This is a genomic window from Sphaerochaeta associata (assembly GCF_022869165.1).
Taxonomy (GTDB): Bacteria; Spirochaetota; Spirochaetia; order Sphaerochaetales; family Sphaerochaetaceae; genus Sphaerochaeta; species Sphaerochaeta associata.
Genome location: NZ_CP094929.1, coordinates 128576 through 148914, shown reverse-complemented (window position 1 = coordinate 148914; position 20339 = coordinate 128576). Strand labels below are relative to the sequence as shown.

Here is a 20339-nt window from a genome sequence, read left to right as displayed (position 1 = left end):
ACTTTTCATGAGAAGATAATCGATATTGTTGTCAGAGTTGAGGGCGTATGGGCATTACACAGAAAGAAATTGCAAAGAATCTGGGAATCTCGTACATGACCGTAAACCGTGCACTGAACAGCAACGGATATGTCTCCGATGTATTGAAACAAAAGATTCTGAAGTATGCAAAGGAGATGGGGTATGAACCCCATCGGGCGAGCCAGGTACTCGTGCGCAACAGCACCAGGAAGCTGGCCCTGTTCTCGTCCACCCTTCCCCGTTACTTCTGGGATGAGATCAACAAGGGTGTGCAGGTTGCAGCCCAACAGCTGAAAGCCTTCGACTACGAAGTACACTACCACCGGGTTCCCGAGCTCGACACACAAGCCTATCTGGCCCTCCTTGAACAGGAGATCGAACAGGGTGTCGAGGCTGTCGCCCTGGTCAACCAACGAATGTACGACATCGATGCCGTCATACGGAGAATCGAGCAGGCCGGCCTACCCTACGTCACCTTCAACATTGATGCACCGGAGTCCAAGAGGTGTACCTACATAGGATCGGACTACAGTGCCGGCGGCAGGCTGGCGGCCGACTTCATTGCCAGGACCCTCCAGTTATCAGAGAAGAAAGAAGTCTTGGTCCTGCAGTGCACCGAGCAGGACCTCACCCAGGCAAAGGGTCCGAATATCAACAACATGCGCCTTGAAGGCTTCTTGGACCTGATGAATCAATCGTTCGAGGCCATCACGGTCCATGTAAAGTATTTCGATACCAAGTTGCAGGCAGAGGAGAAGGACAACCAAATTCTCAACCTGGTCCGGGAGTATCGTGGCAAGGTACAGGCGATGTACCTTATTCCCGCCTTCAACACCGACTTTCTCCAGGCCTTGGAGACAGTGGGTGTGCACGAAACCATCACCGTGCTCCATGACTTGGACAGCACCGCCCTCTACCATCTCAAGACCCGGCTGCTCTCGGCTGTCATCGACCAGAGCCCGACCCTGCAAGGCTATTACACCGTAATGAGCTTGGAGAAAATCCTTGAGTCAAAACAACAGGTCGACCTGCCCATCATCCGGATCGACCACAACCTGGTGCTCACTGAAAACAGGAATCTCATCCACGGGCTGTCTGCCGCAAGACTCATGTCCTAGAAAAGGGTGATCTCAACATCCTTTCCATCGAAATAGAGCAGATCCCCCTCTGGATAGTGCCAGGTGGCCTTCAACCTTCCGGGAAGACGTATGCCCCCGACTGTGGTGTAATCACTACACTGTGCAGTCCAAGGTATTTGTTCCAGCCTGCCATCGAAGGATGCCGCCATGCGGTCGTCGGTGGTGAAGCTAACCATCTCCCCGTTCTCGAGGAAAGTAAAAATCCCGCTTACCTCCATCCCATACGCTTTCATGGTTGCCTTCACATGCAGTTCATCAATCTCCTCATAGGTGACGGCCCCGCTCAAGGCGACCGAAGGAAGGAAGAAGGCTTCGGCAAGATAGGTGACAAGACTTGCCTTATCCATATAGTCCCCTCGTTGGTTGAACAACCTGAAAAACTTGGCAAGGTAGCCTTCCATGGATCCCTTTCCCTCGGAAAAAGCGTCCAACCCCTCAAACGGCAGACCGTAGATCCTGCTGCTGATCCTGGCATAACGCTCAGGCCGGTCGGCGCGGTTGAGCTGGGTGTAATCAATGGTGACCATGGGTTTTCCAACTCCCAGCGAAAATGGGGTGTCAGGGAAATATGCTTTCAATCCGCTCATTTTCTGCTTTCCAATATACCCGCCCTGGATATAGAAGTTCCGAACCGCCTGAGGATAGCCTTGCAGTTCCTCGGCGGTGAACACCGCATCCGATGGGTGCACTGTTTCCAGGAAGGTGCGCTCAATTGCAGCGAATCGGGCTTTCACCCGAGAAGGAACAAGCAGAAAGGCAAGAAAGGCGACAAGCACCACCGAGAGAAGAATCAAAATCGTCATCTTAGTTTTCCTTTTCATAGAAGCGCTCCATATCCTGCAGGTTCTGCATCCACTGCAGTAATCCTCTGCGCATCACAAGCAGTTCTTCAGTTGTAAAACCTTGATAAAACCTTCGTAAAAAATCCTCTTCCTTTCCTTCCCGGGTCCTCAGGTGTTCCAAGCACGCCTTGGTGGGAGAGACGAGCAGGGATCGTTTGTCCTCTTCAGGCTTTCGAAGCGTGAGAAAGCCTTTGGATTGGAGAATCTGTGCCATTTTTTTCACATTCTGCCTGCTCGATCCAGTCAGTTCCGCCAGCCGGCTGAGGGTGCACTCACGCCCTCCCTCCTTGAAGAGTACGGCCAACAGCAGCCACTGCTTGGTGGTAATCTGGTCGTCCATCTGGTCACCCAGCACCTGCAATCGGTTTGCGAGCACGAACAAGGTTCCAAAAAGCTCTGCTTTCAATTGATCGATATCCATGGATTCACCCCTTTATGCAACCGGTTACCTATATTAAGTAATTGGTTACCTTTTGTCAAGGCTCTTGACTTTCCTCCTCAAAATTCTCGACTATGATGGGCATGCAATCAGTGCTTCTCTCAGCAATTGTGGTTTTCGTCTCCACCAGCATCGACGATCTGGTGCTTCTCATCCTCTTTCACAGCCAAGCAAGGACTCGCGCCCAACGGCTATCGATTCTTGCAGGCCAAATCGGGGGTATCGGGATATTGGTGGGCATCAGCCTGCTTGGCTCATACCTTGCGAGCAGGATGCTTGAAGGGTGGGTAATCGGCCTGTTGGGATTCATTCCCATCGCTTTGGGCATCAAAGCGATGATGAGCAAGGATGAGGAGAAGAACGAATCCGTCGGCGAGGGAAGAAAGGGCCTGCTTGCAACCGTCACCTTGGTGACGATTGCAAGCGGAGGGGACAACCTGGGTATCTACATACCCTGGTTTGCAACCCTCGATGAATCATCCCTTCTTATCACCATGCTTGTCTTTCTGGTCCTCATCCTGCTCTTCTGGGCCCTGGGCTACCTCTTGGCCAACCAGAGCCACATAAAAAACCTGCTTTCCCGCTTTTCAGCGGTGCTTGTTCCGGTAGTCTTTCTGCTGCTCGGACTTGTAATCCTCAGCGAAAACGGTACCTTCGCAAAGCTGGCAAGCCTAAGTGGGCAGTAAAGACTATTTCTAACATATCAGCTTCGAGCAAAAACGGTGAGTAACAAGACCGAGGAGGAAAAGATATCACCGATATCCGATTCGACGAGAACAAAGCTACGCGACGTTTGTGCCGAAGAAAATGAAAGAAAGATGATGTACAGACCACTATTTAGTACGCAGACTCATGCACCCCGCTCACCGCTCTTCCACTGGGCTCGTTCATCTTCCTGAAAGCCTCGTCCCACTCCAACGCCTTCGCTGTTGAACAGGCGACCGAGTCCTCACGGGGTACACAACGTGCAGCACTCTCACTGGGAAAATGTGAGGCGAACAAGCATCGGTAGTAGTACTCCTCCTTGGTGGCAGGGGTATGAATGGGAAAGCGCTTGGCGGCCAGGGCGAACTGCTCATCGGTGACAAGGTCGGCGGTCATACGCTTGAGCGTATCAATCCAGTTGTACCCGACACCGTCACTGAACTGTTCCTTCTGCCTCCAGGTGATTTCCGGCGGCAGATACTCCTTGAAAGCCTCCCTGAGCAGCCATTTCTCGATCCTCTTATGCTCACCTGCAATAGGACAGAGCTTGAGGTCGGGATTGAGGTTCATTGCAACGTCCATGAAATCCTTGTCCAGGAAGGGAACCCTGCCTTCAACACCCCAGGCGGCAAGCGACTTGTTCGCCCTCAGGCAGTCATAGAGGTGGAGCTTGGAGAGCTTTCGCACCGTCTCCTCATGGAACTCCCGCGCATTGGGTGCCTTGTGGAAGTACAGGTACCCGCCGAAAATCTCATCGCTTCCCTCGCCGCTGAGCACCATCTTGATTCCCATCGACTTTATCACCCGCCCCAGGAGATACATCGGGGTGGCAGCCCTGACGGTGGTGATGTCGCTGGTTTCCAAGTGATAGATTACATCGGAGAGGGCATCGAGGGCCTCCTGGATGGTAAAGTGCACCTCATGATGCACCGTACCCAGATAATCGGCTGCAATACGTGCGGCTTTCAAGTCGGGCGAGCCCTCAAGACCGATGGCGAATGAGTGAAGCCTCGGCCACCATGCAGTCTCCTGGTCATCGCTCTCCACACGTTTTTGGGCGTACTTGGCGGTTACGGCGGCGATGATCGAGCTGTCCAACCCTCCTGAGAGCAACACCCCGTAGGGTACGTCGCTCATCAGCTGTCGTTTCACCGCCGCCTCCAGTGCATGCTTGACCTCCTCGATGGTGCCGCCATGCTCCTTGACCACATCGTAACTGGTCCACGTACGTGAGTACCACTGCTTGGGCTTTCCATCGGGACTATAGAAATACTGACCGGGCAGAAAGAGCTCGATGGAGGAGCAAACCCCTTCAAGGGCTTTCAATTCGCTGGCAACGTAGTAGCGACCCTCATCGTCCCACCCCTGATAGAGGGGGATGATGCCGATATGGTCGCGTGCGATGAGAAACACATCCTTTGTTTGGTCATAGAGTGCAAAGGCGAAAATGCCGTTCAAATCCTCCAGAAAATCTGGACCCTTGTCCTGATACAGTGCAAGGATGACTTCGCAGTCACTCTGTGTCTGGAATTCATAGGTATCGGCATAGCGCCTCCGGATCTGCTGATGATTGTAAATCTCCCCGTTCACGGCCAACACGATATTCCTGTCTTTGCTGTACAGCGGTTGACCTCCCGACAACGGGTCGACGATGGCCAGTCGTTCGTGACTGATGACCGCCTTCTCAGATGCAAACACTCCGGACCAGTCCGGACCCCGGTGGCGAATCTTTCGGGACATCGCCAGAACTTGGGAGCGCAACTGGGGTGTATACGAGCGAATGTCAAACATACCTACAAATCCACACATCCTATACCTCCAAAAAAAAAGACGCGCCTATCCCTTCAAGGGTAGGAACGTCTTTGTTCTTGGGTCGATACTAGACGCTTCAGAGCAAAGATGCAAGAGCCTGTTCAACAATTGATAGTGCCTTGTCGATGTCTTTTTCCTGTACCACCAGAGGCGGGACGAAGCGAAGCACATCGTAGCCGGCGCTTGCAACCAACAGGCCGCGCTCAAAACATGCATCGACGACCTTGCGCGGAGGGATGGTCAACACCATGCCGTTGATCAAGCCAAGACCCCGCACCTCACCGCACAACGAGGGATAATGTGAGGCCAATTGTACAAGCTTCTCGCGCAGGTAGGAGCCCATCTGCTGTACATGGTCGGTGAACTCACTGTCCATAAGGCGGCGGACCATCTCATTGACACCGGCCATGGCCAGGGCATTGCCGCCGAAGGTGGAGGCGTGATCGCCGGGGGTGAACACATCATTCGCCTTATCACAGGTAAGCATGGCACCGGCCGGGATTCCTCCGGCAAGAGCCTTGGCTGTAGTCAGAATATCGGGCTTTACGCCATAGACCTGATAGGCGAACGGCTTTCCGCTTCGACCCATGCCGCACTGCACCTCATCGTAGATGAGCAGCAAGTCCTGCTGGTCGCACAATTCACGCAAGCCCTGGAGGAAGGCGGATGTCGCAGGTATGATGCCGCCCTCTCCCTGAATGGGCTCGACGATGATGGCACATGTCTTTTCACTCACCAAGGCTTTCACACTCTCCAAATCATTGAACTGTGCATAGCTGAATCCCTGGGGAAGCGGGTCGAAGTTCACATGGTACTTGTCCTGTCCGGTGGCTGTGATGGCGCCGTAGGTGCGCCCGTGGAAGGAGTGGACCATCGAAATGATGTCGGTGCGCGCCGGGCTGCTCCTGTGCCCGAACTTGCGTGCCAGCTTGAGGGCCGCCTCATTCGCCTCGGCTCCGCTGTTGCAGAAAAAAGCCCGGTCCATCCCTGCAAGGGTGCACAGAGCCTTGGCTGCCGCTACAGCCTGGGTGTTGTAATAGAGATTGGAGCAGTGGAGCAGACCCTTGTCGACCACTTCTGTGATGGCCAGAGAGAGACCTGCATCATGATACCCAAGTGCGTTGACGGCAATGCCTCCGACAAAGTCCAAGTATCTTTTGCCCTCTTCGTCGATCAGGTACATGCCCTGGCCGCCGGAGAAGACCACCGGCACCTGTGCATAGGTATCCAGAAGGTACTGCCTGCCTACTGCAATGCTTGACTGCATACTCATACGATCTCCTTGTCGGTCACCATGGTACCGATACCCTTGGTGGTAAAGATTTCCAGCAGAATAGCGTGGCTCACCCGTCCATCCAGGACGTGGACACTTTCCACTCCTTTCTCAAGTCCGTCGATGCAGCATTGCACCTTGGGGATCATACCCCCCTTGACCGTCCCATCGGCGATGTAGGAAAGCGCCTGTGCTTTGCTGAGGGTCCTGAGAATGGAAGAGGGGTCGTCCTTGTCCTTGAGAATGCCCTCCACATCGGTGAGGAACATCAGTTTTTGGGCCGAGAGGGCTCCGGCGACTGCGCTGGCTGCATAGTCGGCATTGATGTTATAGGTGTTTCCTTTTCCATCGACTCCAACCGGTGATACAACCGGGACGAAGTTGTTGGCAAGCAGGGTGTCGAGCAAGGAGGTGTCGACCTTGTCGATTTGGCCGACAAAGCCAAGGTCCCTGCCCTTCTCATCGAGCTTCCTGCTGCAAAGCATCGTTCTGCCGTCCTTGCCGCTGATGCCCACAGCCTTGATGCCCACACCCTCCAGTTCATCAACCAACGCCTTGGCGATGGAACCGGAAAGGACCATCTCAGCCACTTGGGCTGTCTCTTCGTCGGTGACCCGAAGCCCGTCGAGAAACTCGCTTTTCTTGCCCAGGCGGTCGAGCAGGCTGGTGATCTCCTTGCCCCCGCCATGTACCACCACCGGCTTGAGCCCGATGTACTTGAGCATGGCGATGTCCTGAATTACGGACTTCTTCAGGTTCTCGTCGACCATGGCCGAACCGCCGTACTTGACTACCACGATGCTGCCGGCAAAGCGCCGGATATAGGGAATCGCCTCTATAAGCACCTCGGCCTTGAGTATTTCTGTTTGCATTTGGTGTTTCATCAGCTTCTATAATCTCCATTGATCCTGACATACTCGTAGGAGAGGTCGCAACCCCAGGCGGTGCCTTCGCCGTTGCCATCCTTGAGTTGAGCCAGCGTTGTAATTTCCCGCTCCATAAGAATACCCTTGGCAAGGTGCTCGTCAAAGGCAAGCGGCACTCCATTCTCCACCACTTGGATGGTTCCCTTTGCCGAGGAGAAGGACAAATTCAGGGCGGATGGATTGAAATCGGCCCCGCTGTAGCCCATGGCGCAGAGAATCCTTCCCCAGTTGGCATCACTGCCGAAAAAAGCGGTCTTCACCAGGTTGCTGGTGATGACGCTGCGTGCAAGTGTTTGGGCGGTCTGCTTGTCTTTGGCCCCGGTCACCTTCACCTCGAGGAATTTACCCGCACCTTCGCCGTCGCGTACGATTGCCTTGGCCAGCTCGGTATGGACATAGAGAAAGGCTTGGGTGAACGTTTCCCACTCAGGATGATCGGGACCGAGCATCGTTGTCCCGCTCATGCCGTTGGCAAGAACCAGAACCGTGTCATTGGTCGATGTATCGCCGTCGACACTGATCATGTTGTAGGTATCGACGATTGAAGAGCCCAGAAGAGCTTGAAGCGTCTGCTTGCCTATGGCTGCATCGGTGGTGATGAAGCTGAGCATGGTGGCCATGTTGGGATGAATCATACCCGAACCCTTGGCCATGCCTCCGATGTGCACCGTCCTGCCCTCGATTTGTACACTGACCGCAACTTCCTTCTTGAAGGTGTCGGTTGTACAGATGGCCAAGGCAGCCTCGCCTGAAGCCTCACGGCTTGTGGAGAGCTCCTTGCTGCACAGCTCGATGCCCTCCTTCACCTTGTCCATGGGAAGCGGTACGCCGATGACACCGGTGGAGCAGACCAACACCTCTTCGGCCTTGCAACCCAACACAGAGCCTGCATAGGCTGCAGTGGCCTCGGTGTCCTTCAGGCCTTGCTCGGCTGTACAGGCGTTCGCATTGCCGCTGTTGATGACAATGGCCTTTACGTGGTCCTGGCTTGCCACCAGTTTCTGGTCCCAGAGCACAGGTGCGGCTTTCACCAGATTGGTGGTGAACGAACCTGCAAACGAGCACTGAACCTCACTGACCACCAGGGCCATGTCTTTCTTCCGCTTCTTGATGCCGCAGGCTACGCCATTGGCTGAAAATCCCTTGCTTACGGTAACCGAACCGTCGATAATCTGCATACACGCCTCCTAGAGGGGGTTGCTCACAAAGAGCGGAAGACCGAGGGTCTCCTCAAAATTACACCGAATATTCATGTTCTGCACCGCCTGACCTGCGGCGCCCTTGATCAAATTGTCAATCGATCCGATGGCGATGACGCGCCTCGTTCTTGCATCGAACTTCCATCCGATCGCACAGATGTTGGTCCCCCGTACAAAACGGGTCTCAGGAAGAGAGGAGCCCATGAGGCGGATGCAGGGCTCATTGCCATAGTGCTTGTGGTAGGCAGATTCGATATCGGCTTCGCTCACCCCGGCCTTGAGATTTGCATAACAGGTGGACAGGATGCCTCGGTTCATCGGAACCAAGTGGGGGGTGAACTGCACCAACACATCGGATCCGAGAATCAAGCTCAGCTCCTGCTCGATCTCAGGGGTATGACGGTGATTGGTCACCCCGTAGGCCTTGTAGGATTCGTTGCATTCACAGAACAGCGAATCGATCTTTTCGCTGCGTCCCGCTCCACTTACTCCACTTGCACTGTCGATGATCAAGCTGGTGGGATCGACGAGGCCTTCAGCCAAAAGAGGGGCGAGGGTGAGGATGGAGCACGTGGTATAGCAACCGGGGTTGGCGATCAGGTTGGCATTCACTATCGCATCACGATGCAGCTCGCACAAGCCGTAGACACTCTGCTCCAAGAGAGACTTGCTGCCGTGCTCCGTCTTGTACCATGACTCATAGACGCTGCTGTCCTTGAGGCGGTAGTCCGCCCCCAGATCGATGATGATGCATCGGCTGAGAATCTCCTCGGTGATCTTGCTGCTTGCCAGTCCATGGGGAAGCGCAAGAAAGAGAACCGAACAGAGCTTGCTCGCCTCCTGCACATCCTCCTCTTGCAGAACCAGGTCGCATGCACCTTTCAGCGATGGATAGATATCGGAAAAACGCTTGCCTGCATACGAGTGGGAAGCCAGGTAGGTGATCTCAACCTTGGGGTGAGCGGCCAGCAGGGACACCAGGGCCGATCCTGCATATCCTGTAGCACCAATTACTCCGCATTGCAGCATATCATCCTCCACTTCTTACAATAGTGGTATAATTATACAGAAATTCCCTTGCTTGACCAGTATCTATGCATATAATTTCAGAAGATTATGTATAAATATTAATTAAACCAATGAACAATCTCTTGTGAGAAGCTCATTCCAAGCTTTTTCTGCAATGCAAGGGAGGCTGCATTATTCGTATCCACATGACAGTAGGGAGTACGACCTTCCTCAAGCAACAGGTTGATGTAGGCTTTTTCCAGCTCCTCTCCGATGTGCCTTCTTCGGAAATCGGGCAAAACCTGCAGCATGCCGATCGTTCCTTCGGCATGCCGCCCGATGAAGGCGGCAAGCCGGCCGTCGACCACCGCCTTTCTCATGCAACCAGAGGCCACCCGGTCGGTAATGTACTCTTTGTCGGCATGCTTGTAGTGCTCAAGGACAATGTTCAGGTCATCAGGCCCCACTATCTGGATGGAGAACTGTGAGGAGAGCGTACATTTCTGTTTGCTGGTGTAGACCGCCTGGACACAGCCAAGGTGATAGACCAAGCCCTTCTCTTTCAGATACCCAACCAAAGGACCATCATGCACACAGATGGCGTGATTGCTGCCAATCATGTGCCGTGCAAAATCCGGGAGGGAGCACTCGTCGAACAAGGCAGAGCAGAGCGTATTGCCATTGATGCGAATCAACACTCCCGCTTCGGAGGCAAGGAGCACCTCGGCAGTCCCCTCGCGCAGCGGCTCGATGAGATCGATGTAGGTGATCTCCCCTTTTTCCTGTAAGAATGAAACGATATCCATGCTCCACAGTTTACAACAATCACGCAAGGATTGTCACTTCAAGCTGAGGACTCCATGCAACAACAGCGAAACCAACGACAGGTTGTAGAGAATCAACACAGAAACCGCGAGGAACATGGGAGGGTCGGAGAGCAGCATGAGTATGACCAATGAGACGACTGATACAACCGAACTCACGACGAAGAGCATGAAAGGACCTTTCGCCAAAAAGGTTCCCACCATGAGAAACAAAAGGGCGATGATGGCGACAAAGCCCAATTCTGCTGTCATCAAGTAATCGAAGACGGGTTCAGAATTGACAATGAGCGATATCACCGAGAATACAAAGGGAGAAAGCCGGACCATCGCCAAGAGCAGCGTTCCTATCAGCAGAAATGCTTTTGCCCCGCCTTGCGTTTTCATGTCTCGTTCCTTCCCAGCATGGTGGTCACCAGTTTAAGCAGTACATCGTCCACCACCAGGTCGGCACGGGTGTGCTTTGCGTCGATGCGGGGATTCTTCATCAACTGTCGATAGGCATCACAAATCCACAGGCTTGCAGTTTCAGGAGGAACGATGGAGGTATCGATGACAAGGTCAAAAAGTGCGGCATCATTCTGGTTGTACTGCAGGTCCGTCTGCACAAAGCTGGTTCGGATCAGCTCTTGCTCGATCATAGCCTTTCGGGCCTCCTGGTCGGTTGATCCATACTCCTTCTGCTTGCGTTCAAGCCGTACTGCAAGCGGAGCCCTCAGGCGAATGTTGAGAATGTCGGTATATCCCTGGAACAGGCCGAATCCTCCGCGGCCGAGCAGTACCACATTGCCAACCTTTGCAAAGGCACGCATGGCGGTAAGAAGAAAGTCAATCGTCGCTGTACGTTGCAAATCAAAGCGTTCCCAAAAACCGGGACGTGTGTTGTACACTTCTTCGAAGGCACTGAAGCCGTAGGCATGCATGACCTTCTCGATGTCCTCCTTGTCAATACAGGACAAACCCAGTTGTTCGGCAACCCGTTTGGCAATGAAGGTTCCCTCACTGCCAATCTGACGGGAAACAGTAATGACTCCCATAGGCACCCCCTTCTGGTATTTTCATGGTATACTTGAAATTACCAGCTGTCAAGGAAACTGCCTACACGCCCTCGTAGTCTAAAGCCAACACATCCTCGATGAAAACCTTTACAAGCGCTGGATCGAATTGGGTCCGGCTGCACCGCTTGATTTCAGAAGCCGCCTGTTCGGCGGTCACCGTCTTGCGGTACGGGCGGGAGGCCGTCATGGCATCATATGCATCGGCTATGCAGATAATCCTCGACTGCAGGGGAATCTCTTCTCCTTTGAGACCCTTTGGATAGCCGTTGCCGTCGTAATGCTCGTGATGGGCCAGCACATACTGGGCAAGACCTGCCATATCCTCGACGGAGTTGAGAATGCGGTATCCGATCTCTGCGTGGCGTTTCATCTCCTTCCATTCCTCGGCGGTCAGTCTGCCCTCCTTGTTGAGTATGGATTCAGGAATGGCGATTTTGCCGATGTCATGCAAAAGGCCTACGAGCCTGAGTTCACTGGCAGCCATATCACCCATTCCGTAGGCCTTGGCAAGGCGTTCACACAACTCGCTTACGCGTCGAGAGTGATTCTCCTCCCGTTTGTTCTTCTCATGAAGGGTGTTGATGATTGCATAGACGGCCTTGCCTTGGGTATGAGGACTGTCGACAAGTTTTCGCGTAGCCAGGTCCTTCTCCGCCTGCTTGATCGCTTCGTTGATGTTGCCCTGGGAGGCGCTCAAAGAAGAGAGCCCGAAGCTCATTGAGGGAACGACAGACCCCATCATCTCAAGGGAGGCAATGTCGACGGCCACCTTGCCAAGAATGGTTTCAATCTGATCAGGAGTGCGTTGAAAGAAGAACAAGGCGAACTCATCGCCTCCCACACGGCTGACGTAGTCGTCCTGACTCAGATGCCTCTGCAGAATCCGTGCTATACGAACGAGCAGGCGGTTGCCTTCTTCACGGCCGAACGCCTCGTTGAGGATTCTCAGTCCGTTCACATCCCCGAATGCAATTGTCAGGACCTGATCGTCAGGGATTCGCATATCACGCACATACTCCTCAAAGTGAACACGATTGTATAAGCCGGTCAGGGCATCGTGGTTTGAGGCATACAGAATCTTCTGCTCATAGTGCTTGCGTTCGGTGATATCGACGGTCATACACAAGGACTCGGTCTTTTCCGTATCCCTGGTGGTAAAAATTGAGAGGGAGAGGTTGGCCCAGAGTATCTGCCCATCCTTGCGGATGAATCGCTTGTCCAGCGAAAGGGGACCATTCGTCTGCTCATGCAGACTGGCAGTAGCCGCTTTGCTGAGTTCTTTATCTTCAGGATGGGTGAAATCCTCCCACTTTCTTCCCAGCAGCTCCTCTTTGGTGTATCCGAGCATATCGGAATAGCTTTGGTTGATGTTCTCGATCCTGCCGGTCTCAAGGTCGGTGAGGGACATGCCGATCGGAGCTTCCTCGAACATGGTCTTGAACAATCGTTCACTCTTTTCAAGCTCGGTTAAGGAGACAACGCGCCTAGCTTGGCTGAAGAGCAACAGGCTGAGCAGGTAGGTTCCCACCGGATAGATTACCAAGACGGGAAAAGCCATGACTGCGACTACCGTCCTGCGTATATCAGACGGCATGAGAAGCGTGGCCAGCAGCATACCCACATGGGTGATTACACCTATCAGATAGTACTCCAACCCAAAGTGTTCATGCTTCTTCAGTACCTTCTGGTAGCGCTTTTTGTGCCACCACACCCCTATCACACTACTGAGAAGAATGGTTGTAAGGCCGGTGTAGATGCCCCCGCCGCCGATCATCAGCCGATAGATTGCCATCATAGCCGCTCCGATGGCTGTCGGCAGAAGGCCGAACACCATACCCGAGACGGTCAGCAGAATGGTTCTCGAATCAAAGATAACCCCTTCATAGAGCGTAAGGGGATTGAGCATGACCAGAATGCCAACAACGCCGATGGTCACACCAACCAATACCTTATGGGAAGTGAGGCGCTTCAGATCACGAAACGGATAGGTTGCGAAGAAGATGGTAAGAGCCAGAAGCAGGGCGATATTGAACAGGATATTGAACATCACAACCCCCTTGTTCCATCGTTGAACAAGCAGACCCGATTTTTTCCACCAGCCTTCGCTTGATAGAGGGCGCGGTCGGCATCGGCGATCAATTCGCTTTTCTCAAGGTCCTCATAGCTGAGCTTTGCTATGCCGACGCTGATCTGAATCGAAAGCACCTGGGTCTGGTAATGGAACGGCGTCGCTTCCACCTGTTTTCTCAACTGTTCGCCCATCGCAACCGCCTCCTCGTCGGTCAGGTCTGTCAGGGCCATGACAAACTCATCACCTCCCAAGCGGGCAATGGCATGGTTGTGCTTCAACACTTGCTTGGTAATATTGGCAAATTCCTTCAAAACGGCATCACCGGCGAGGTGGCCATACCGGTCATTCACCCCCTTGAACCGGTCGATGTCACAGAGCATGATGTGGGCCCTGCCCTTCTCCATCAGATGGATTCTCACCCGTTCAAGAAAATATCGACGGTTGTAAAGACCTGTCAGCGGGTCGACGTAGGAGAGCTCTCGCAATTTTTTATGCAGGTTTCGTCGCTCGGTGATGTTGATGATTTGTGCAGTAACCGCACGCTGACCCTTATATGGTGTTTTAAGCGGAAACATCCTGGTTTCAAACCACTGGGTTCCTCCCGGTCCATTGAATTCAGGGAGGATTACCTTGTCTGTCTCAAGTTGATAATCGAACGAGTTGAGGCAGTTCATTTCCAGGGTATGGTGTACCTGCTGCATGTAGAAATCGGCAAACTCCTTGGGCATGAACTCATAAATATTCTTACCCTGCATCGGTTTTCCATCATCATAAAGGCTTCGCTCGGTTCCTCCGAACACCTCAAGGTACGTACCATCCTCGCCGATGACCATAAATGGATCGGGAATGGTGTTGAACAATGAGTAAAGCAGCTCGGAAAGATTCTCCTGATACATCCTGCCTCCAAGGTGGGAACACCCATACTCTACCATGAATTTGCCCATCGACAACAGGGAACCCCTCGATTTTGCGAGGGGTTCCCAAACCTAGGAGGAGTCCTTTCGGTTATACGGAGTACAGCAGTTGTTCGTAGGTGGGTATCGGATAGGAGGCTTCACCCATTAAGAGCTCGGCACAGTCGCTGAGCGACCGAACTTCGGCCATGGCAGGCAGCACTTCATCATGGTAATACCGTGCGGCCTGCAGTACTTCACTGAGCATACGCGCATCGACCACCCGCTTCTCAAGTTCAACCACAGCAGAGTCGAGGCTGTCGGCCAATCTGCTCAAAGAGGCAACGGTAGACTTCTCGTACGAGAGGGTGAGAGCAGGAACCAGGGCCAGTTTGTCTTGTGCAGAGCGGGCCAGACTGCCGCTGAAGGAACTGAGCGCGGGAAGAATCTGCTTGCGAACCATGTCGGTCATGGTAAGAGCCTCGATGTTGATCGTCTTGCAATAGTTCTCAAGCACAATCTCATAGCGGCTGTGGATCTCCGTCTCGTTGAGTACGCCGAACTTGGAGAAAAGGTCGATGCTTTTTCTGGAGATGAAGGCCGGAAGGGCGTCAACGGTGGACTTGAGGTTCGACAAGCCCCGTTTCTGGGCTTCCTCCACCCAAGCCTGGGCATAGTTGTTCCCGTTGAAGACAATCCTGCGGTGCTTCTGATAGGTCTCCTTGACCAGCTTGGAAAGGGCGCAGGAGAAATCCTGCTCGTTCTCCAGTTGATCTGCGAAGAGGGAGAGCTTGTCGGCGATGATGGTATTGAGCACAAAGTTCGGACCGCTGACGGAGAAGGAGGAGCCCAGCATCCTGAACTCGAACTTGTTGCCGGTAAAGGCGAACGGGCTGGTCCTGTTTCGGTCGGTGGTATCCTTGGGCAGTGGAGGCAGCAGGTTCACTCCCAGCAACATCGACGAGGGAGCCTTGCAGGGGCAGTCGGTGCCGTCGGCCAAGGAGTCCAGGATGTTGGTGAGCTCTTCACCCAGGAACATGGAGACGATTGCAGGCGGTGCTTCGTTGGCACCGAGTCGGTGATCGTTGCCGGCACTGGCAACAGAAACCCTCAGCAGATCCTGATACTCATCAACCGCTGCAATGACAGCGACCAAAAAGAGCAGGAACTGGGCATTGTCCTTAGGATTGTCCCCGGGTTCCAGCAGGTTGATCCCGGTATCGGTGGAGATGGACCAGTTGTTGTGCTTGCCTGATCCATTCACCCCGGCAAACGGTTTTTCATGCAGCAGGCAGACCAAGCCATGCTTGTCGGCAGTCTTTTTCATCATCTCCATGGTCAGCTGGTTGTGGTCGACGGCGAGGTTGCTGGTGGTGAAGATGGGGGCGAGTTCATGCTGGCTGGGGGCGACTTCGTTATGCTCGGTTTTTGCAAGGATGCCGAGCTTCCACAGTTCTTCATCCAACTCACGCATGAAGGCCGAAACACGGCTCTTGAGGTTGCCGAAATAGTGGTCTTCCAGCTCCTGTCCTTTGGGAGGCCGTGCGCCGAGGAGGGTTCGACCGGTATGAATCAAGTCCTTGCGCTTGAGGTACAGGCTCTTATCGATGAGAAAGTACTCCTGTTCGGGTCCGACGGTGGTCACCACCCGTTTCACTTCTGTCTTTCCGAAAAGCTTGAGAATTCTCAAGGCCTGGGTGCTGATGACCTCCATGGAACGCAACAGCGGCGTTTTCTTATCCAATACTTCACCGCTGTAGGAACAGAAGGCGGTGGGGATGCACAAGGTGTTTTCCTTGATGAAGGCATAGCTTGAGGGGTCCCAGGCGGTATATCCCCGTGCTTCGAAGGTGGCCCTGAGCCCTCCGGAGGGGAAGGAGGAAGCATCGGGCTCACCCTTGATGAGCTCCTTGCCGCTGAACTCAAGCAGGGCCGAGCCGTCCTTTGCAGGGGAGATGAAGCTCTCGTGTTTCTCAGCGGTGATTCCCGTCATGGGCTGGAACCAATGGGTGAAATGGGTTGCACCTTTGCTCAATGCCCACTCCTTCATGGCATGGGCGACTTGGTTGGCTATGGTGATGTCAAGCTCCTTGCCCTCGCGGATGGTCTGTTTCAACTCACGATAGGTATCTTTAGCCAGATATTCGCGCATCATTCTATCGCCGAACACCATGCTCCCGAAATACTGATCAACACGTTCTGTCATATACTGCCTCCTGTGGTGGTTCTCACGGGTTCTCGGCACACTCCCCTCCTGGCCTTGTCACCGTTCGGCCGCCAGAAAAGGAGGTGCCCACCAACCCAATTCCGACATATATGCCGGAAAAAGAGAAAGGCGCTGTAGCCCATAACGGACTACAGCGCCTTTGCTGATGGCACTTTGTACACCCAAGAGCCGATTGCTGTCAACTAGGGTGCGTCGGATTTTCACCTCAAGAGGATGGACTCGTAACAACAGCTATAGATTGTTAGTTGATAATGTTTAAATTATAAGACTTATTCACTATTTTGTTCAATAATATAAACAATAAGACTTGCGTATACATACTATCACCCCTATATTACCCACATGGGACAGAAAACAGTCGTCCTGCTTCCAAGCGTCGCGGCCAAGCTTGAAACAATGGGATATCAAATTAAACTTGCCCGCCTCAGAAGAAGTCTGCCTGTTGAACTGGTAGCCGAGCGTGCCGGCATCAGCAGAGCGACACTCTGGGCTGTAGAAAAAGGATCCCCATCGGTTTCGATGGGTGCCTATGTGCAGGTCCTGCTTGCCATCGGAATGGTGGATGATATTCTTCTCATCGCAAAGGACGACATTCTGGGAAGGAAATTGCAGGACCTTGCATTGCCTGTAGGAAAGCGGGCTTCGAAGAGGTAGGAAACCCATTCCATACATCACTGTAGCTTTGCAATCGGACAAATTTCTCCCACCCCCGTGACAAACTCCCTTTTCTTGGATACACTGTGCAAAATTACCACAGGGACAAAGGCGTCCACCAACGGTAGCTTCATGAGCAAGCTATCGATGGTGGACGCCTTTTTCATTCCCGGGGAGTACACACCATGGACGGCTATCACCAGCGAATGCCTTTGGAAGGAGAGGTCCGTATACCAAGCGGATGCGCCATCAGCGGCATCATCGACCGCAGCGGCAAGCGCTTCTCGGCACGAGAGGCCATCACCTCCATCTCGGTCATGCACGACAGAAGCAACGGACTGGGAGGAGGATTTGCAGGATATGGGATTTATCCCGAGTACAAGGACTATACGGCCTTGCACATCTTTTACTACTCATCCGAGGCAAAACGCACATGCGAGGAGTTCCTGGAAGAACACTTCGACTTGATCAATCTCTCCAAGATTCCTACCAAGAAGCATCCGGCCATCACCGATGTGCCCCTCATTTGGCGGTATTTTGTAACCGCACTTCCCACCAAGCTCTCCTTCAGCCAGTTGGACGAGGATGAGTATACCGCCCGGTGCGTCATCCGTATAAACCGGGAAATCGAAGGTGCCTATGTCTTCTCCTCGGGCAAGGACATGGGGGTCTTCAAGGCCGTCGGATTCCCCGAGGATGTAGGCGAGTTCTACATGCTTGACGAATACGAAGGCTATAGTTGGACAGTTCACGGCCGCTACCCCACCAACACTCCTGGTTGGTGGGGCGGTAGCCACCCTTTCAGTCTGCTCTCCTACAGTGTGGTGCACAATGGTGAGATCTCAAGTTACGATGCAAACCGCCGACATATAGAAATGTACGGCTATTCATGCACGCTGCAGACCGATACCGAGGTCATCACCTACATGATCGACTATCTTCACCGCAGGATGGGTCTCACCCTCGAAGAGGTCTCCCACGTACTCGCCGCCCCCTTCTGGTCGACAATCGAACAAAAGGAGCCCAAGGAGCGCGAAGAGTACTCATACCTGCGCAACACTTTCGCCAGCATGCTCATCACCGGGCCTTTCTCGATCATCCTTGGTTTCAACGGCGGTCTCATGGCCCTCAACGATCGACTCAAGCTGCGCAGCCTGGTGGCCGCCGAAAAGGGAGACAGGGTCTACCTGGCCAGTGAGGAAGCAGCAATCCGGGTCATTGAACCCGATCCCGACCGACTCTGGTATCCCAGCGGAGGAAAAGCGGTCATCGTCACCTTGGACAGCATGCAAGAAGGAGAAGCACATGGGCATCAACTACCTGTATCCGCCCTTTGAGATTATGCGCAACCAGGACAGGTGCATCACCTGTCGGGTCTGCGAGCGGCAGTGTGCCAATTTGGTGCATCACTACGACGAGGATAAGAAACGCATGACTGCCGATGAGAGCCTCTGCGTCAACTGCCATCGCTGTGTCTCCCTCTGCCCCACCCGGGCCCTGAAGATTGTAAAGACCGACCACATCTTCAAGGAGAATGCAAACTGGAAGACGGAGGTCATCGAGGACATCTACCGTCAGGCAGGAACCGGAGGAGTACTGCTGGCCTCCATGGGAACACCAAAGGATTATCCGGTGTACTGGGATAAGATGCTGATCAATGCGAGTCAGGTGACCAACCCTTCCATCGACCCGCTGCGCGAACCTATGGAAACACGGACCTACCTGGGAAGGAAGAGCTCCAAAATCAGCCGGGATGCAGAAGGTCGAATCATACCCAATTCGTCAGGACAATTGAAGCTCGATATCCCGATCATGTTCAGTGCCATGTCCTACGGCTCGATCTCCTACAACGTCCACAAGAGTCTTGCCATGGCGGCCAGCGAACTGGGCACCTTCTACAACACCGGCGAAGGGGGCCTGCACAAGGACTTCTATCACTATGGAAAGAATACCATCGTCCAGGTTGCCTCGGGCCGCTTCGGTGTACACCCCGAGTACCTGAACGCCGGGGCGGCGATTGAGATCAAGATGGGACAGGGAGCCAAGCCGGGTATCGGAGGGCACCTGCCGGGTTCAAAGATTGGAGAGGACATCTCCGCCACCCGCATGATCCCCCTGCATGCCGATGCCATAAGTCCTGCACCCCATCACGACATCTACTCCATCGAGGACCTGAGACAGCTCGTCTACGCCCTCAAGGAAGCGACCCGTTACACCAAGCCGGTCATTGTAAAAGTAGCAGCGGTGCATAACATCTCGGCCATCGCCAGCGGCATCGCCCGCAGCGGTGCGGACATCATCGCCATCGATGGGTTTCGCGGAGGCACAGGTGCTGCTCCGGCCCGGATTCGTGACAATGTCGGCATCCCCATCGAATTGGCACTGGCCAGTGTCGACCAGAGACTGCGCCAAGAGGGCATCAGGGGCAACGTCAGCTTGGTCGTGGGAGGCTCGATCCGTAGCAGCAGCGATGTCATCAAGGCCATCGCCCTGGGAGCCGATGCAATCTACATCGCCACCAGCGCCTTGATCGCCTTGGGTTGCCATCTGTGCCGTACGTGCCACAGCGGCAAGTGCAACTGGGGTATCGCTACGCAGAATCCCGAGCTGGTGAAGCGACTTAACCCAGAGGTGGGAAGCAATCATCTGGTCAATCTCCTCACCGCATGGAACCATGAGATCAAGGAGATGATGGGAGGCATGGGCATCAACAGCATCGAGGCGCTTCGTGGCAATCGCCTGATGCTCAGAGGCATCGGCCTGAACGAGACCGAGCTGAAGATTCTCGGCATAGCACATGCCGGCCAATAGGAGGCAAACCATGAAACGCATCTATGTCAATGAAATGTGGTGTCTGGGCTGCCACCTGTGCGAGTACTACTGCGCGTATGCCAATTCGGGTGTGAAGGATATGGTCAAGGCATTGAAAGACAAACAAATCCAGGCCCGAATCACCGTCGAACAACGCGGGGCCATCAGCTTTGCCGTCAACTGCCGTCACTGCACCGAGCCGCTGTGTGTCAAAAGTTGCATCGGCGGGGCGATAACGAGCAAGGACGGGGTGATCGTCATCGACCAAAGTCGTTGCGTCCTGTGTTATTCCTGCATCATGGCCTGCCCCTACGGGGCTTTGACACCGGCTGTGGAGGGAGTGATGCAAAAGTGCGAACTTTGCACCACCAATTCACAAGGACAGCCTGCCTGCATCCAAGGCTGTCCCAACAAGGCCATCGTCTTCGAGGAGCGTTGAT

19 protein-coding genes are annotated in these 20339 nt (G+C 53.8%); 6 read left to right on the top strand and 13 right to left on the bottom strand.

Going from position 1 to position 20339, the window contains the following annotated elements; all coding sequences use genetic code 11:
• Nucleotides 1–47 precede the first annotated feature (47 nt).
• Nucleotides 48–1139, top strand: a complete 1092-nt coding sequence (locus MUG09_RS00635) for a substrate-binding domain-containing protein (protein WP_244772651.1) — start codon at nucleotides 48–50, stop codon at nucleotides 1137–1139.
• Here the strand turns inward: MUG09_RS00635 and MUG09_RS00630 are convergent.
• Together MUG09_RS00630 and MUG09_RS00625 are read right to left on the bottom strand one after the other, a co-directional pair.
• The gene (locus MUG09_RS00630) at nucleotides 1136–1981 is read right to left on the bottom strand and encodes a DUF6544 family protein (protein ID WP_244772650.1); all 846 of its coding nucleotides are present in this window, start codon (nucleotides 1979–1981) and stop codon (nucleotides 1136–1138) included. The genes MUG09_RS00635 and MUG09_RS00630 overlap by 4 nt on opposite strands.
• Entirely contained in the window at nucleotides 1965–2423 is a 459-nt protein-coding gene (locus MUG09_RS00625) for a MarR family winged helix-turn-helix transcriptional regulator (protein ID WP_244772649.1), read from the bottom strand. Before MUG09_RS00625 ends, MUG09_RS00630 begins: the two co-directional genes overlap by 17 nt.
• Before the next feature lie 101 nt (nucleotides 2424–2524).
• On the opposite strand from MUG09_RS00625, the gene MUG09_RS00620 reads away from it, so the two are divergent.
• Nucleotides 2525–3127, top strand: coding sequence for a cadmium resistance transporter (locus MUG09_RS00620; RefSeq protein WP_244772648.1), 603 nt, complete (start codon nucleotides 2525–2527; stop codon nucleotides 3125–3127).
• A 151-nt stretch (nucleotides 3128–3278) separates the two neighbouring features.
• On the opposite strand, the gene asnB is transcribed toward MUG09_RS00620, so the two are convergent.
• The 11 genes from asnB to MUG09_RS00565 all read right to left on the bottom strand — a co-directional run bounded on the left by asnB (nucleotide 3279) and on the right by MUG09_RS00565 (nucleotide 16413).
• Nucleotides 3279–4955 carry an asparagine synthase B gene (asnB, locus tag MUG09_RS00615; RefSeq protein ID WP_244772647.1) on the bottom strand — a complete coding sequence of 559 codons (1677 nt, stop codon included), beginning with the start codon at nucleotides 4953–4955 and terminating at the stop codon, nucleotides 3279–3281.
• Nucleotides 4956–5034: 79 nt separating this feature from the next.
• A complete protein-coding gene (locus MUG09_RS00610; RefSeq protein WP_244772646.1) occupies nucleotides 5035–6231 on the bottom strand; it encodes an aspartate aminotransferase family protein in 1197 nt (398 codons plus the stop codon).
• The gene (gene argB / locus MUG09_RS00605) at nucleotides 6228–7115 is read right to left on the bottom strand and encodes an acetylglutamate kinase (protein ID WP_244772645.1); all 888 of its coding nucleotides are present in this window, start codon (nucleotides 7113–7115) and stop codon (nucleotides 6228–6230) included. Before argB ends, MUG09_RS00610 begins: the two co-directional genes overlap by 4 nt.
• Nucleotides 7115–8335, bottom strand: coding sequence for a bifunctional ornithine acetyltransferase/N-acetylglutamate synthase (gene argJ / locus MUG09_RS00600; RefSeq protein WP_244772644.1), 1221 nt, complete (start codon nucleotides 8333–8335; stop codon nucleotides 7115–7117). Before argJ ends, argB begins: the two co-directional genes overlap by 1 nt.
• Before the next feature lie 9 nt (nucleotides 8336–8344).
• Nucleotides 8345–9385, bottom strand: coding sequence for an N-acetyl-gamma-glutamyl-phosphate reductase (gene argC / locus MUG09_RS00595; RefSeq protein ID WP_244772643.1), 1041 nt, complete (start codon nucleotides 9383–9385; stop codon nucleotides 8345–8347).
• 98 nt (nucleotides 9386–9483) lie between these two features.
• A complete protein-coding gene (locus MUG09_RS00590) occupies nucleotides 9484–10170 on the bottom strand; it encodes a GNAT family N-acetyltransferase (protein ID WP_244772642.1) in 687 nt (228 codons plus the stop codon).
• 33 nt (nucleotides 10171–10203) lie between these two features.
• Nucleotides 10204–10572 carry a hypothetical protein gene (locus tag MUG09_RS00585; RefSeq protein WP_244772641.1) on the bottom strand — a complete coding sequence of 123 codons (369 nt, stop codon included), beginning with the start codon at nucleotides 10570–10572 and terminating at the stop codon, nucleotides 10204–10206.
• A complete protein-coding gene (locus MUG09_RS00580; protein WP_244772640.1) occupies nucleotides 10569–11222 on the bottom strand; it encodes a cytidylate kinase-like family protein in 654 nt (217 codons plus the stop codon). The genes MUG09_RS00585 and MUG09_RS00580 overlap by 4 nt, the downstream gene beginning before the upstream one ends.
• A 61-nt stretch (nucleotides 11223–11283) precedes the next feature.
• Complete coding sequence (locus tag MUG09_RS00575) at nucleotides 11284–13290, bottom strand: HD domain-containing phosphohydrolase (RefSeq protein ID WP_244772639.1); 2007 nt, start codon at nucleotides 13288–13290, stop codon at nucleotides 11284–11286.
• A complete protein-coding gene (locus MUG09_RS00570; protein WP_244772638.1) occupies nucleotides 13290–14258 on the bottom strand; it encodes a sensor domain-containing diguanylate cyclase in 969 nt (322 codons plus the stop codon). The genes MUG09_RS00575 and MUG09_RS00570 overlap by 1 nt, the downstream gene beginning before the upstream one ends.
• 61 nt (nucleotides 14259–14319) lie before the next feature.
• Nucleotides 14320–16413 carry a glutamine synthetase III family protein gene (locus MUG09_RS00565; RefSeq protein ID WP_244772637.1) on the bottom strand — a complete coding sequence of 698 codons (2094 nt, stop codon included), beginning with the start codon at nucleotides 16411–16413 and terminating at the stop codon, nucleotides 14320–14322.
• A 363-nt stretch (nucleotides 16414–16776) separates the two neighbouring features.
• Between MUG09_RS00565 and MUG09_RS00560 the strand changes: the two genes are divergently transcribed.
• From MUG09_RS00560 to MUG09_RS00545, 4 genes are all read left to right on the top strand, one after another.
• A complete protein-coding gene (locus tag MUG09_RS00560; RefSeq protein ID WP_244772636.1) occupies nucleotides 16777–17088 on the top strand; it encodes a helix-turn-helix domain-containing protein in 312 nt (103 codons plus the stop codon).
• A gap of 185 nt (nucleotides 17089–17273) precedes the next feature.
• A complete protein-coding gene (locus MUG09_RS00555) occupies nucleotides 17274–18425 on the top strand; it encodes a class II glutamine amidotransferase (RefSeq protein WP_244772635.1) in 1152 nt (383 codons plus the stop codon).
• A complete protein-coding gene (locus tag MUG09_RS00550; protein ID WP_244772634.1) occupies nucleotides 18394–19899 on the top strand; it encodes a glutamate synthase-related protein in 1506 nt (501 codons plus the stop codon). Before MUG09_RS00555 ends, MUG09_RS00550 begins: the two co-directional genes overlap by 32 nt.
• Nucleotides 19900–19909: 10 nt before the next feature.
• Nucleotides 19910–20338, top strand: a complete 429-nt coding sequence (locus tag MUG09_RS00545; protein ID WP_244772633.1) for a 4Fe-4S dicluster domain-containing protein — start codon at nucleotides 19910–19912, stop codon at nucleotides 20336–20338.
• The last annotated feature ends 1 nt before the right edge of the window (nucleotide 20339 follow it).

Bases quoted from the DNA above. Each gene is read 5' to 3' on its own strand.
- MUG09_RS00580 (WP_244772640.1), bottom strand. From the start codon at position 11,222: ATGGGAGTCATTACTGTTTCCCGTCAGATTGGCAGTGAGGGAACCTTC.
- MUG09_RS00565 (WP_244772637.1), bottom strand. From the start codon at position 16,413: ATGACAGAACGTGTTGATCAGTATTTCGGGAGCATGGTGTTCGGCGAT.
- MUG09_RS00585 (WP_244772641.1), bottom strand. From the start codon at position 10,572: ATGAAAACGCAAGGCGGGGCAAAAGCATTTCTGCTGATAGGAACGCTG.
- MUG09_RS00630 (WP_244772650.1), bottom strand. From the start codon at position 1,981: ATGAAAAGGAAAACTAAGATGACGATTTTGATTCTTCTCTCGGTGGTG.
- MUG09_RS00610 (WP_244772646.1), bottom strand. From the start codon at position 6,231: ATGAGTATGCAGTCAAGCATTGCAGTAGGCAGGCAGTACCTTCTGGAT.
- MUG09_RS00635 (WP_244772651.1), top strand. From the start codon at position 48: ATGGGCATTACACAGAAAGAAATTGCAAAGAATCTGGGAATCTCGTAC.
- MUG09_RS00620 (WP_244772648.1), top strand. From the start codon at position 2,525: ATGCAATCAGTGCTTCTCTCAGCAATTGTGGTTTTCGTCTCCACCAGC.
- MUG09_RS00625 (WP_244772649.1), bottom strand. From the start codon at position 2,423: ATGGATATCGATCAATTGAAAGCAGAGCTTTTTGGAACCTTGTTCGTG.
- argC (WP_244772643.1), bottom strand. From the start codon at position 9,385: ATGCTGCAATGCGGAGTAATTGGTGCTACAGGATATGCAGGATCGGCC.
- asnB (WP_244772647.1), bottom strand. From the start codon at position 4,955: ATGTGTGGATTTGTAGGTATGTTTGACATTCGCTCGTATACACCCCAG.
- MUG09_RS00545 (WP_244772633.1), top strand. From the start codon at position 19,910: ATGAAACGCATCTATGTCAATGAAATGTGGTGTCTGGGCTGCCACCTG.
- MUG09_RS00590 (WP_244772642.1), bottom strand. From the start codon at position 10,170: ATGGATATCGTTTCATTCTTACAGGAAAAAGGGGAGATCACCTACATC.
- argJ (WP_244772644.1), bottom strand. From the start codon at position 8,335: ATGCAGATTATCGACGGTTCGGTTACCGTAAGCAAGGGATTTTCAGCC.
- MUG09_RS00560 (WP_244772636.1), top strand. From the start codon at position 16,777: ATGGGACAGAAAACAGTCGTCCTGCTTCCAAGCGTCGCGGCCAAGCTT.
- MUG09_RS00575 (WP_244772639.1), bottom strand. From the start codon at position 13,290: ATGTTCAATATCCTGTTCAATATCGCCCTGCTTCTGGCTCTTACCATC.
- MUG09_RS00555 (WP_244772635.1), top strand. From the start codon at position 17,274: ATGGACGGCTATCACCAGCGAATGCCTTTGGAAGGAGAGGTCCGTATA.
- argB (WP_244772645.1), bottom strand. From the start codon at position 7,115: ATGAAACACCAAATGCAAACAGAAATACTCAAGGCCGAGGTGCTTATA.
- MUG09_RS00550 (WP_244772634.1), top strand. From the start codon at position 18,394: ATGGGCATCAACTACCTGTATCCGCCCTTTGAGATTATGCGCAACCAG.
- MUG09_RS00570 (WP_244772638.1), bottom strand. From the start codon at position 14,258: ATGGGCAAATTCATGGTAGAGTATGGGTGTTCCCACCTTGGAGGCAGG.